Source organism: Geobacillus sp. FSL K6-0789 (assembly GCF_038593135.1).
Classification (GTDB): domain Bacteria; phylum Bacillota; class Bacilli; order Bacillales; family Anoxybacillaceae; genus Geobacillus; species Geobacillus stearothermophilus.
Map to the genome: position 1 here is coordinate 2,943,951 of NZ_CP151966.1, position 12,948 is coordinate 2,956,898.

Sequence of the window (12,948 nt, forward strand, 5' to 3'; positions counted from 1 at the left end):
AAGTTCTTCATGAGCGGAAACGGCACGGAAACAAAAGCATATTTGCTGGATACAAACGTATTCCGATACAAGTCAAGCCCATCTGCCCACACGAACCACAAAAAAGCCGCCAAGCGTTTTTGGAAAGATGTTTTGCAGGAAGTTCGCCATGAAGAGGCTGTGCTCTATATCCCTAAAGAAGTCATCCGAGAGCTTGAATTGCAATCCTACACACTTGGCGAAAAGGAAAGGCAACGGATCTCGGAATTGTTGGAAAATATAACGATAACGATTCCCGATTGGACAACTCCCGATATGGAACATCAAGTAAGGAAAATGGCGGCTTATATTCGCTCTGAATACCAGAGGAAAATCAATGCCATGAGAGACATGGAATACGGCAGCGTGTCTGATGCCCGTATCCTGCTAACCGCTTGGCAATACGACTGCATTCTCGTCACAGCCAATATAAAAGATTTTGCGCTTTATCCTCTTCTGTTTCCTCAACACGAACATAGACTGCTTAATCTTTTATCAAATGATTATATCACCATTTCCCCGAGCATATATGACACCATTCATCATGACCCAATATTCACGGGCATGCTCCAAGAATTGAATGACTTCATCAACAGATGATTTAGACCGCATCGTCTTCCTAAAAGCACAACAAAGTCATTTCTCTATTTTGCCGGTCGCCAATGGCAAACCGCAGAGCCGATCAAAACGAAACAAGCATTCCTTGTTATCACTTCCTCCCAGAATGATGTTCCTGATGTCGGAAACAACAAAGCGAACCGGGCTGACCGTCGCCGAAGTCGCCGACCTTGCAAAGGAAATGGACAAATAGGCAGCACAAAAGAGCCGCAACCGCGCGGCTCTTATCACTGGTCTTTTCCCTATGGCTCTTGGCGTGTGGAACAAGCAACAGTCGGACTTTTCCCTTGGCCTTTGGCCGCCAAAGCGAGCGCACTTCCCAGTGTGTCAATCCCTCTACTCGCCGCTTGCCAATCGCTGACGGGCTTCATCCGTTAACAACAAATACGGACGGCGTTTCCCCTCCTCCTGGCGCACCACTTTCTCCGTCCACGGGTGAAGCAAAAACAGCCCTAACTTTAGACGGGATTCTGGGTCCACCATTTTTTGCCGCACGCCATCTTCATGGGCGATGAGTTTTTCAATCACGTTGAGCATCGCCTTCTTGCTTAGAAACACTTCCTTTTCCTTCGAACTCAAGCGCACGGTAATCCCCTCATCGGAAAACGAGACGACGCGAAACGCTTCCTTCCCTTTGAACGTCGATACGATTTTTCCTTCGTACAGTTCAACCAACAACGATTTCCACATGTTCTCGACAAACGTTTGTCGATCCATCCGTTTCACCCCCTATCCTTCTTTATCCCTCATTCCATTCGCCCCATCCGCACCGCTCGAACTGAACGAACGCCGAACATCCGCCAATTGCAACGCCAGTTTTTCCAATTCATCAGCGCAACCGATCGCTTCCACAAACCGCTTCGGCAGCTGGCTGTATCCGATTTCCAGCCCTTTCAGTCCTCCCGCAATGGCTGCAATCGTATCGCTGTCTCCACCCATATTCGCCGCCGAAATGACGACATCTTCGAACGAGTCACAACGGAGCAGCCAATGCAGCACCCACCCCATCGTATGGACGACATACCCGTCAGGAGGGTAGACAGGCGTCACCATAAGCAGCGGCTCATAACGGGTATGCTCCACTTCTTTCCGAATCGCCTTGGCGAGCGGCTCTCCTTGAAGCACCCGAAAGGCGACCCATGTCCGTCGATGTAGATGTCCGTTGTTTAATTTCGACCTTTTTCCTCAGAACCCTTTTCCTTCCATAAAATTTTTAAGAACGAAGACCCAGGACATAGGGACTTCCCAGCATTTCGGTGTTGACTAGTTCACAGATTTTTTCCCATAAATAAACCGCCCTATCATCAGGACGGACTTCCCGTTGGCATATGGTTCGTTATACGATGTTCGTTTCCATAGATTCGCCAATCCCTAACATTTATGCGCCATCGTTCGCCCGCCTTTGCCGTTTGACTGCCCGACTGCTCCCCATCTGATCCAAAATCCCCAGACAGGACTTTGCATTCCTATGCCTCCCAACATACAAGTTAGGCAAGACCCCTCCGCAGATACGCGGCAAACGACAATCAGCAACGCATGCTTGGGCCTCTCCCCCCATAGCCATCAAGTTAAGAAAACAGGAATAAATGACAGAAGGAAGGACAATGGAAACAGAAGGCGAAACGAAAAGGGGCCGCGTACGTGACGCGACGCCCCCACTCAATATATGTATATATCACCAATATTCCAGCGATTGATACCTCTTTGCACGACATTCATACGCTGTATTCTCTTCGCTGGCAAATTGAATTGGTATTTAAGACATGGAAATCCCTCTTTTTTACTTTAAAAAGAGGGCTCGGACTCCTTATAATAAGAGTTTTCTAACTCCTTCTCTCCTCTTTTTCCTACGTTTTTAAAAACCTTTAATGGATTTCAAGGCAAGTCCACACGGTAATTTCGAATCATAGTGCACAGGCGCGCAAGAAAAAAGAAGAGCGCACCGCCTTCGCGGAAACGCTCTTCCGATAATCTTCATAGGGAAATCAGACGTTTGTCATTTTAAGTTGCCCGGAACGGATTTAGAAAGTCTTCCCGAGTTGGACGCCGCAACTGGCGATACCGCTGGACGTAAAATGCGCATATCGTTTCACCTCCTCCTTTGCCATCCCGTTAAGCACTCAAACCGCCTAACAGCGCGGCATCATCGCACCGACGTTACTTTGATTTCGATTGCTGCGCATGAATCAAGCGCAGTACCTGTTTAATTTTTCGTTTTTCATAAGGACAAGGACGCTCTCCTTTACGTATGCGATACAACGGACAATGATTCCCTTGGCATGCCGGGCGGAAAAAACAGGCTTGGCACATTTCGTCTTGTTCTTCTCCCGACGTGACCCATAAGGCCAATTTATCAAAATCAATATCCATCGTTCCATCGGCATGAAGCCATCCGACATGGTTATATTCCTCGCCAAGGAAACACGTACATTTATACACTCGACCGTTGGCCCCAATGACGAACGAATGCGGCTTGGCCGCGTAACAAACCGCCCCGGAAGGCATAAGCATCGACTCAATAATCGAGCTCATATGCAACCCTTTGTTGATCCCTAATTCCGTAAACTCCCATATTTTCGTTTCCGCGGTACGATGGTCGCAGATCGGCAGCCCTTCATCGTTCGCTCCGCCCCATCTTCCAACAGGACGGCAAAAAATTTGAAAGCGCGAGTCTCCGGCAAAATAACGGGCCAACTCCTCTAAAAACGCTGGAACGTGGGAAAGATTGTCTTCATCAAAATTAATACGAATGTAAATTTCAAACGAATCATCTAACGTCTGGATATCGAGCAAATGGTTGACGATCGTCTCGTACGTCGGCCCCCGATTCGCAAGAGCCCGGCGCGAATCATGCACGTCTTTGCTTCCATCCAGCGTCACCATAAAGCGATTCACTTTATATTTCAATAAACGCTGCAATGTTTCTTTGGATAAATAATAGCCGTTCGTGGACATTTCCGCTTGATACGTGACGCCGTGCCGCTTTGTCCATTCGACGATCGCTTCGCTTAACTCTTCGATGATGTCCAGCGCCAGCAACGGTTCACCGCCAAACCAGCTGACCGTAAGATGCTCGAGCCGCGGAATTTTCTTTTCCAAAAAACGTTTTAACCCATTGATCACATCACGGCTCATATTTCCGCGCGAAAAATCTTGATAACAGTATGTACAGCGAAAATTACACGCTTCTGTCGGAAGGACAATCAGATGCATTACATCCGTCCGATGCAGCGTCTGATGCAAAAACCGCGCGCGCTGTTCCTCGTTTACGCTCTCTGCGACGAGAAATCCGCATTCGACAAGCGTTTTTTCAACAGGCAATAAGTCCCGCTCGATGCCGCTTCTCTTTAACGCTTGCATCACCGTTTTTTTCTCTTCCTCCGCTACAACGCCGATCGCCCCTGTATAACTGTTGTAAAGAATGAGCTCACTGTCTTCTGTTTGCGAAATCGCATTAAATCGAGATGGAATCCACTTCATGCTTCTCTACACCCTTTTAACATCATAATAAAAATTTGCCGCTGTCCGCTGTTACATCGGTCACAACACCAACTTTCACACGCAGCGCCGCTAATTATTGTAAAAAAACAAACAGCGAGAAACCCATCTTGTTTTTGAATATTAGGTCTGTAGATGAGCATTTTTCATTACAATAATTTCCATGGTTAGAGAGACAAACAGGGTACCCCTTACGCGATACGGAGCTGTTTTTTGATCACATCAATGGGAATATCTTGCTTCGCAGCGTCATAAATGAACTCGACGACGCTGTGGTCTTTCCGCGACCGAAGAAGCTCCAGCCCGGTGGAGAGGTTTTGTCGGGATTCGGCGATGCTGTACACGCAGGCCAACAGCACCACCGCCCAATACCGTTTCACCGCCCGAATGTGGCGAACGCGGTATCCATCCAGCTTCAGTTGATCTTTCGCCTGCCGGAAAAAGCACTCGATCGTCCAGCGCTGGGCGTAGTAACGCAAGATGTCTTCGTCCCCGAGTTCCCGGTCGGTGCTCAAGATGCAATGAAGATGTTCCGGCGCCATCGGCTGATCCGCCTTCCAAGCCAGCAGCACCACCGCGTCATCGAGGCCATGGATGGCCCCCTCATAGCGATACACGCGATAACGCTCCTGCCCCACCGTGACGAGGCGGGTGTCTTTGGACTCGATATAGCGGGCGAACTGCTTGGCTTGGATGGCGATGCCTTTCGGGTAGAGAATCCGGTTCGTCTTGAGCATCGCGATGACATGGAATCCCTGTTTCAAGCAGGCTTCAATGAGCTTTTTGGACGGATACCACGAATCCATGAGCACATACACCGGCTGAGCCCGCTTCACCTTGAGCGAGGAAAGCATCTCGATCGCCAGGTCGATCTTGCTTTTTCCCGCTTTCTTGTCATACAGGCGGAACGCAAATGGGAACGCCTGCGTGAAGGTGTGCACCATCAGCCAAACGAGCGAATGCCCCCAGACCGATTGATGATCTTTATGCGAGTAGTGCCAGTCGCACCCTTGAATGGCGTGCACAGCCCGTGACGAAGGCTTTGTTTTTTGGCAAATCGTATCATCAATCGAAACAAAAAGGGGTTGATTCTTCCGTTTGGCCAGTCGTTCGACCTGGGAAAGGATCCACTCTTGAAGCTTCCCAAGCAGCCTTTCCTCGTTCCAAGGGCTTTTCGTGAAAAAGTGACGGAGCGTCGTTCGATGATTCGGATGAAAGCTCCAGTAATGAATATCAGTCAATGTTCCCGAGAATCCCTTGGTGGTCAAGGCATCGACAATATGAATGAGATGCTTGATGACCGGTTTGGAAAGCTGCAGCGTCAACCCCAGCGTGAAGAAAAACTTGTGGATTCCTTGGTGATGTGCTAATCTATTCATGAGACATGAACCTCCTTGTGTGAATGGGTTTTGAGCACATCTATTTTACCCAAGGAGTCCGGTTCATGTCTCCTTTTTTGTTTAGTTGTCAATTTATGTCAGTGAATTTGCTCATCTACAGTTAGGTTGATATTTTCCGAAAAAAATTTGACAAGGAACAAACAAGAGGAAAAGATCCATGGGCAGCACGCTTTGCCCTCCACCCAGGGATGAAAATCTCGCGTCAGTCCTGCATTTTCACGGAAAAGTTCCATGAGCAATTTTTGCTCTCCACCCGGGCATGAAAATCCCCCTTTTCTTCCCATAATGAAGAGTAGGCGCAAACAGTTTAACAGGACGTTATGCTTAATGGTGGCTTGGACCCTGTACGGAAAAGTGTTTGAATCCACTGGGTGCACCACCCATTGTCCGCCCTTTCCTGTGATAGAGGAAAGGTGACGACGAACGGAAAACTGCCGCATTTCTCCCGTGGATTCACTGTTTGCGCACTCGATCATCGAAAAGGAGCATTCCCGTTAGGAGCTTTTCCGGGGACTTGATCAAAAAAAGCCCTCTTGGTATGATGCAGGGGTGTCAAACACATCACTCACCATACCAAGGAGGACTTCAGATGAATTGTACACAAAACTATAAAATTGATCAAGTCACCGAACAAACGCTTGTCGTGGGCATCGATATCGCGAAACGAACCCACTACGCCTGCTTCGTGGATGACCGGGGGCGTGTGCTTCGCAAATCGTTCCCGATCTTCCAGTCGAAAGAGGGCTTTCGCCAGCTGTATGAAGCGATTCAGGAGGCGATGCAAGCGTTCGGGAAGTCAGAGGTGATCGTCGCGGTGGAGCCGACCGGGCACTACTGGTTGAACCTGGCCTACTTCCTCGAGGAGCACGGGATCCCGTTGGTCATGGTCAACCCGGCGCATGTGTGCCGGTCGAAAGAACTCGATGACAACCTGCCGACGAAACATGACGCCAAAGACGCCCTGGTCATTGCCAGACTGGCAAAAGACGGACGATTCCTCGTTCCCCGGCTGCTGCACGAGATCGAAGCCGATTTGCGCGTGGGAAGCACGCTCAAAGAGAAGCTCCGCAAGGAACAGACGGCGGTGAAAAACGCGATCGTCCGCTGGACGGATCGGTATTTTCCAGAGTTTTGGACCGTGTTTCGTGACTTGGGGAAAACGGCGCTTTCGGTGTTGGAGTGGACGCCGCTTCCGGCTGATATGGCCGGCCGGACGGTGGAGGAGCTTCTTGAGGTGTACCGGCAAAGCGAAGGGATGAAATGCCCGCAGAAGGCCAAAATTCAGGCGTTGATCAACACCGCGAAGGACTCGATTGGGGTGACGGAAGGGACAGCGATGGCCCGGTTTGAGATCGCCGCGCTCGTCCGCCGATACCGCCAATTGGAGGCGGAGATCGCTGCACTGGACGCCGAGTTGAAGGCATTGGTTCAAACGACGATGGAGTACCAATGGTTGAAAACGGTCGACGGGTTGGGAGACGCCACGATCATCGATCTGCTGGCGGAGATCGGCAGCTTCGCCCATTATCGGGACCCGCGCCAATTGGTGAAGTTGGCGGGCCTGACGCTCAAGGAGAACTCCTCCGGCCAGCGCAAAGGGCAAAAGCACATCTCCAAACGGGGACGGAAACGGCTGCGATCGGTGCTGTTTCGGGCGATGATTCCGCTGATTCGGCATAACGAGGCGTTTCGCGAGCTGCATGAGTATTATACGACCCGATCCGTCAATCCGCTGACCGGAAAGCAGTCCATCGTCGCCTTGTGCCGGAAGCTGTTGAATGTGCTGTTTGCGATTTGTACGAAGAAACAAGCGTTTGACGCGGAGCGAATGAAACAGGACGTCTTGTCCCAGGTGCAACGGGCGGCCTAAGGCCTCCCCCTGCGAACGGAAGAATCGTTGGACAACGAGATGACACCGGAGAAGCTGGCGTGATTTTATCCATTCGACCTTGAGTCCCCAAAGGAGCTTGGCCGGCCTCCGCCTGATGACGAGACCGAACGAGGGAATGTTGGCGCGAAGACGCCCGGAGACATGGGAGGGTTCGTCCTCATCAGCGACGCGGAGATCCAAAGGGTGCATCGAATACGCTTCCCCCCATGGCAGGAAAATATAACCAGCCGTGGCCGCGAAGCGCACCCTAGGTCTGTAAGATATCCACAAAACTGAAAAAGGATGTAAGAGATTTTGTCGAAAAATATTTTTTGGACACCCCTGAGGGGCCGAAAAGCCTTGATAAATCAACATTTCTAGAGGGAGGATTTTCATCATGGATGTCATCTATCCTCGCTGCGCAGGATTGGATGTTCATGCCGAAACCATCGTCGCCTGCGCGCTATGGGAAGAAGATGGACACATTCAAAAGGACATTCAAACCTTCTCCACGTTCTCGAAAGGACTTGGCGACCTGCTTGAGTGACTCGAAGACCATGGGGTCACCCATGTCGCCATGGAATCCACCGGCGTGTATTGGAAACCGGTCTTCGCCTTCCTCGAGGGCTATGTCGACTTGACACTGGCCAATCCGCAGCGGATCAAAAATGTCCCGGGAAGAAAAACCGATGTCTCGGACGCCGAGTGGATCGCCAAGCTGCTCCGCCATGGACTCGTTGAAAAAAGTTTCGTCCCCCCAGCGGATATTCGCGAATTGCGGGATTTTACCCGCCTCCGCAAAAAGTGGGTCGGACAGCTGACTTCGGAGAAAAACCGGATTCAAAAAGTGCTCGAGTCTTCCAATGTCAAACTCGGCTCGGTCCTCTCCGATCTCTTCGGCGTTTCCGGAAAAGACATCCTCGCCCGGCTGCTCGAGAAGGGATACGTGGACAAGGGCGAGTTGGATGAATGCCTGCGCGGAAGGCTCAAAAAGAAAAAGCAAGCGGTGTACGATTCGCTGCTCGGCACCTTGACCGAACACGAGCTCCGTCTCCTTCGCCTCTTGTGGAAACACGTTGAGGAATTGGAGCGGCTCATCGAAGAAGTCGACCAACACATCGACCGCCTGCTCGAGCCGTATCGCGAGGAAGTGAACCTGCTGATGACCATGCCCGGAGTGAAAAAACAAACCGCCGCCGTCATCATCGCCGAGATGGGAACCGACATGAGCGTCTTTGAAACGCCGGAACGGGCGGCTTCATGGACTGGATTGTCCCCCGGCAACCATGAAAGCGCCGGAAAGCGAAAGAGCACGCGCACGACAAAAGGCAATCCCCATCTCCGATCAGCGTTATGCGAGGCGGCATGGTCAGCAGCTCGATCCAAGACGCATCCCTTGTCCCGAAAGTTTTGGTCGTTGGCGGCCCGGTGCGGGAAGAAAAAAGCCCTCATCGCCATTGCTCGGCGGATGTTGGTGATCATCTTTTGCATGATCTCCCGCAAAGAGCCGTTCCGCCAACCACAACTTATTTAGTCTAGCCAAAAGGCAGACAGGTTATACGAGATGCCTAAAATCGGGCACCTCTGCTTTCCTATTGCCTTTTTTGGCCATTTTCAGTATACCCTCACGGATCAGGAGCGTATACCGCACTCACCAAGTGGTGGGGATTTTCACGGAAAACTATAAAGCATAACCAGCGGTATCGAAACTGCCTTTAAGCCACGTTCACTTCATTCGCTGCAACAATTGATTAACCGCCTTTCCACCTGAATGGAGACTCGTAAAGGACGAGAAACAACTGTTTCTTGCCACACAATGTTCTCAAGAGCCATCGAGAGGAACATCAAATCGTTTTTCCAACTACATCACCATCCTTATTCATGCCATGAAGCACATAAAATGGCCCTTGTCTATTCGACAAGGGCCATTGTCATGATCAAATACTTTTTCGTTCACTTCATTTGGCGCATGGTTGATCGTGTATCTTCTTGAAAAAACGAAATCTTTTCGCATCGCGAGAAAAGGAATGCTTGATACATAGTGACGTCAGCCGGGAAAGAATCTTAAACCATTTCATAGCTTTTTCTCGGATCGCCTACCAAACCGTGGTTCTCTCCCATTCATCATTTCAAATGACCAGGCACTGATTTCGTCAGCCGCCCAGAATGGGACAACGCAACAGGCGATGCGGCAGGACGCAAAATACGCATATTCTCACCTCCCTTTCCCTTCATCTCGTACGAATGACTGCGCATCAATCAGCCGGAGCACTTCTTTGATTTTTCGCTTTTCGTGAGGGCAAGGACGATCCCCTGTTCGCAGGCGGTACAACGGGCAATGATTTCCTTGACACGCTGGCCGGAAAAAGCAAGCTTGGCACTGTTCATCCGTTTCCTCGCCTGACGTTACCCATAGAGCGAGCTTATCCATATCGACATCCATCGTTCCATCGGCATGCAGACGGCCGATACGGTTATATTCCTCGTCAAAGGCGCATGTGCATTTATACACTTGGCCGTCGGCCCCGATGACGAAGGAATGTGGCTTCGCCGCATAACAAACCGCCCCAGAAGGCATCAACATCGACTCCACCATCGAGCTCATCGAAAGTCCTTTCTTGATTCCGTATTCCGTCAACTCCCATATTTTCACCTCTGCCGTCCGATGGTCACAAACCGGCAACCGCTCATCATTCGCCCCGCCCCATCTCCCAACGGGACGGCAAAACAGCTGAAAACGCCGGTCCCCGGCAAAGTAACAAGCCAGCTCGTCTAAAAACAGCGGAATCCGGTCAAGGTTGTCTTCATCAAAATTGACCCGGATGTCCACTTCAAATGATTCGTCAAGCGTCTGAATATCACGCAAATGGCCAAGAATCGTCTCGTACGTCGGTCCCCGATTCGCCAGCACCCGCCGCGCATCATGCACGTCTTTGCTTCCATCAAGCGTCACCATAAAACGGGTCACTTCACACCGCAACAAACGCCGCATCGTTTCTTTCGACAAACCGTAGCCGTTCGTTGACATGTCCGCTTGATACGCAACGCCATACCGTTTCGTTTGTTCGATGATCACCGTGCTAATCTCTTCAATCACATCGATCGCCAACAGCGGTTCGCCGCCAAACCAGCTGACCGTCAAATGGGTGAGACGCGGAATCGTCTTCGTCAAAAAACGTTTCAACCCGTCAATGACCTCACGTTTCATCTGTCCGCGCAAAAACTCTTGATAACAATAGACACAACGGAAATTACACGCCTCCGTCGGCAAGATCACGAGATGCATCACATCCGTCCGGTGCAACGATTGATGCAAAAACTGCGCCCGTCGCTTCTCATCGACGTTCTCAGCGACAAGAAACCCACACTCCACCAGCGTTTGTTCCACCGGTGACAGTTCGCGGTCAATCCCGGTTCTCTTGAGCGCCTCAAGCACGGCGGCTCTCTCGCCTTCCGCCACCGCGCCAATCGCCCCTGTATAGCTATTGTAGAGAATCAATTCACCTTGCTTCGTTTGCGCCATCGCGTTAAATCGGGACGGAATCCACTTCATGTATCCAACACCTTTTTGTTTACCATTCTATCAATCCTTGCCGTTTTCCGCTGTTAAATCGGTCACATTGGTACTCCTAGACAACCTCATTCATCAAGCTGCGGCACAGGCTAGACCGGCCATCGCCAAAGCGGCAAAGGCAATGGACAAATAGGCAACACTAAAGAGCCGCACAGTCAGCCGCCCTAGGAGCTATGATCTTCTCGTATTTTAACGATAGCCTATTCTGGGTCATTAACCGTATGCTTGGAATAAAAGAAGTGAAAGAACAAATTTTAACATGGTCAATTCCAACAACTCTTGCATGGGATGTATCCTTAATCATGCTACTAATCGTTAATGCATTTTTGGATAATATATAACTCACATTTCGCACCCTCTCGACGAAAATCGGGAGGATTTTTTCGTTCCGATGTCGAATGAATCCTTGAGAGTGCGTCAGTTTATTACTCCAGAACACCCGTTGAAGGGTCCTGGAGGCCGCAAGCTGACCCGGCCGACGGGACAGGCGATTTTTCAGCTGTTTCAATATGTGAACGTCATCCTGCTGGAGCTTCCAGACGGGCGCATCCAACGCTCACTGGATCGCTCCCTTACCCCTGATCAGCGAAGGATTCTGCAGAGATTGGGCATGGATGAGAGCATCTACGTGTAACGTGATACGGAACGACCAGCGATGGTAAAAAAAGAATTGCCATCGCTCGTTGTGTTGGTCAAAAAGTTATTCTGAAAAACTAAATAAAAAATCCTTTGTTTTGACCTTGTTAGGGTGCGAAATGTGAGTTGTATCAAGGGGCGAGAGGCATTTTGTTTGCCTAGTCACTGTCGAACTCAGGCATGTCTTTCGCGGTCATATTGCGGACAATTCCCCTTGTTGATACGCTTTGATCAATATATGTTTGAAACACTCGGTTTCTGGTCACAGATTCTTTTTCTTCGTCACAACAGTCACCTCCAAACATAAATAAGCCTCCCGCTGAATTACTTCAACAGGAGGCTTTGAATTTACTTAGTATTTCGGCTATGCCACTTCCACGCGCTTGCAATAATCTCCTCAAGCGAATATTCCGCTTTCCAGCCAAGTTCTTCGTAAATTTTTTGCGAGGAAGCGACAAGGCGCGCCGGGTCGCCCGGGCGGCGGTCAGTGTATTCGATTACCGCTTTGCGACCAGTTACTTTTTCACATGTTTCAATCACTTCTTTGACGGAATAACCTAAGCCGTTTCCAAGATTGTAAATGGCGGTTTTCTTTTTGCCTGACAATAATGCTTCGAGCGCTAAAATATGCGCCTTCGCTAAGTCGGTAACATGGATATAGTCACGAATGCATGTCCCGTCTGGTGTATCATAGTCCGTACCAAAGACAGAAATTTTGTCACGCTGGTCTAACAAATGCTGCAAGACAAGCGGAATCAAATGTGTTTCCGGGTTATGGTCTTCGCCAATTTCTCCTGACTCGTGCGCCCCAGCCGCGTTAAAGTAGCGAAGGACGACATAGTTCAAACCATACGCAGAAGCAAAATCCGCTAAAATTTGTTCGATCATTAACTTCGAACGGCCGTATGGGTTAATTGGATTTGTTGGGCAATCTTCCGTAATCAATTCGACATTCGGAATCCCATACGTCGCCGCGGTTGATGAGAAGATAAAGTTTTTCACATTATATTTCAGCATCGTTTCTAGTAACGTTAAGGTAGCAGCAACGTTGTTTTGATAATACTTCAGCGGATTCACCACCGATTCGCCGACTAAGCTGTTCGCCGCAAAATGCATGACGGCTTGAATCGGGTATTTTTCAAAAATCGGCTCAAGATCCGCTTTGTTCCCTAAATCCCCTTGCACAAACACCGCGCGATCATCCACTAAATAGCGATGGCCAGTCGATAAGTTATCAAGCACGATCACTTGCTCTTTTTTCACTAATTCTTTCACTAAATGACTGCCGATATAACCGGCTCCGCCGACAACGAGAATCATGTACAATCCCCCAA

Annotated in this window: 8 protein-coding genes and 4 pseudogenes; 6 read left to right on the forward strand and 6 right to left on the reverse strand. The window is 49.8% G+C overall.

The features are described 5' to 3' along the window. Positions 1 to 9 precede the first annotated feature (9 nt). The gene (locus NSQ51_RS15620) at positions 10 to 618 is read left to right on the forward strand and encodes a DUF4411 family protein (protein WP_049625154.1); all 609 of its coding nucleotides are present in this window, start codon (positions 10 to 12) and stop codon (positions 616 to 618) included. 354 nt (positions 619 to 972) lie between these two features. Here the strand turns inward: NSQ51_RS15620 and NSQ51_RS15625 are convergent, their stop codons facing one another. Both NSQ51_RS15625 and NSQ51_RS15630 read right to left on the reverse strand, forming a co-directional pair. After that, positions 973 to 1,353 (reverse strand): hypothetical protein, encoded by a 381-nt coding sequence (locus NSQ51_RS15625; protein ID WP_081256684.1) that lies wholly within the window; start codon positions 1,351 to 1,353, stop codon positions 973 to 975. Positions 1,354 to 1,365: 12 nt separating this feature from the next. Next, positions 1,366 to 1,761: an ADP-ribosylglycohydrolase family protein gene (locus tag NSQ51_RS15630; RefSeq protein ID WP_230847111.1), complete on the reverse strand. Its 396-nt coding sequence runs from the start codon at positions 1,759 to 1,761 to the stop codon at positions 1,366 to 1,368. Between the two features lie 465 nt (positions 1,762 to 2,226). Here NSQ51_RS15630 and NSQ51_RS15635 point away from each other — a divergent pair. Then, positions 2,227 to 2,448: pseudogene (locus NSQ51_RS15635) on the forward strand (transposase); the annotation flags it as partial. Positions 2,449 to 2,793: 345 nt separating this feature from the next. Here NSQ51_RS15635 and NSQ51_RS15640 read toward each other — a convergent pair. Both NSQ51_RS15640 and NSQ51_RS15645 read right to left on the reverse strand, forming a co-directional pair. After that, positions 2,794 to 4,116 carry a radical SAM protein gene (locus NSQ51_RS15640; RefSeq protein WP_033013709.1) on the reverse strand — a complete coding sequence of 441 codons (1,323 nt, stop codon included), beginning with the start codon at positions 4,114 to 4,116 and terminating at the stop codon, positions 2,794 to 2,796. 209 nt (positions 4,117 to 4,325) lie between these two features. Then, positions 4,326 to 5,513 carry an IS701 family transposase gene (locus NSQ51_RS15645; protein ID WP_033010947.1) on the reverse strand — a complete coding sequence of 396 codons (1,188 nt, stop codon included), beginning with the start codon at positions 5,511 to 5,513 and terminating at the stop codon, positions 4,326 to 4,328. Positions 5,514 to 6,123: 610 nt separating this feature from the next. Here NSQ51_RS15645 and NSQ51_RS15650 point away from each other — a divergent pair. Further along, positions 6,124 to 7,404, forward strand: coding sequence for an IS110 family transposase (locus tag NSQ51_RS15650; RefSeq protein WP_342462709.1), 1,281 nt, complete (start codon positions 6,124 to 6,126; stop codon positions 7,402 to 7,404). A gap of 397 nt (positions 7,405 to 7,801) precedes the next feature. Beyond that, a pseudogene (locus NSQ51_RS15655) lies at positions 7,802 to 8,938 on the forward strand (IS110-like element ISGka2 family transposase). A gap of 681 nt (positions 8,939 to 9,619) precedes the next feature. Here NSQ51_RS15655 and NSQ51_RS15660 read toward each other — a convergent pair. After that, positions 9,620 to 10,957, reverse strand: a complete 1,338-nt coding sequence (locus NSQ51_RS15660) for a radical SAM protein (RefSeq protein WP_049624877.1) — start codon at positions 10,955 to 10,957, stop codon at positions 9,620 to 9,622. Positions 10,958 to 11,124: 167 nt separating this feature from the next. On the opposite strand from NSQ51_RS15660, the pseudogene NSQ51_RS15665 reads away from it, so the two are divergent. Both NSQ51_RS15665 and NSQ51_RS15670 read left to right on the forward strand, forming a co-directional pair. Continuing rightward, positions 11,125 to 11,319 (forward strand): annotated as a pseudogene (locus NSQ51_RS15665) (GntP family permease); the annotation flags it as partial. A 68-nt stretch (positions 11,320 to 11,387) separates the two neighbouring features. After that, positions 11,388 to 11,612, forward strand: a pseudogene (locus tag NSQ51_RS15670) (transposase); the annotation flags it as partial. A gap of 350 nt (positions 11,613 to 11,962) precedes the next feature. Here the strand turns inward: NSQ51_RS15670 and galE are convergent. Next, positions 11,963 to 12,934, reverse strand: a complete 972-nt coding sequence (galE, locus tag NSQ51_RS15675; protein WP_121650180.1) for a UDP-glucose 4-epimerase GalE — start codon at positions 12,932 to 12,934, stop codon at positions 11,963 to 11,965. Positions 12,935 to 12,948: the final 14 nt, after the last annotated feature.

Coding starts and splice junctions, on each gene's coding strand:
- NSQ51_RS15645 (WP_033010947.1), bottom strand. CDS start 5,513: ATGAATAGATTAGCACATCACCAAGGAATCCACAAGTTTTTCTTCACG.
- NSQ51_RS15625 (WP_081256684.1), bottom strand. CDS start 1,353: ATGGATCGACAAACGTTTGTCGAGAACATGTGGAAATCGTTGTTGGTT.
- NSQ51_RS15620 (WP_049625154.1), top strand. CDS start 10: ATGAGCGGAAACGGCACGGAAACAAAAGCATATTTGCTGGATACAAAC.
- NSQ51_RS15660 (WP_049624877.1), bottom strand. CDS start 10,957: ATGAAGTGGATTCCGTCCCGATTTAACGCGATGGCGCAAACGAAGCAA.
- NSQ51_RS15640 (WP_033013709.1), bottom strand. CDS start 4,116: ATGAAGTGGATTCCATCTCGATTTAATGCGATTTCGCAAACAGAAGAC.
- galE (WP_121650180.1), bottom strand. CDS start 12,934: ATGATTCTCGTTGTCGGCGGAGCCGGTTATATCGGCAGTCATTTAGTG.
- NSQ51_RS15650 (WP_342462709.1), top strand. CDS start 6,124: ATGAATTGTACACAAAACTATAAAATTGATCAAGTCACCGAACAAACG.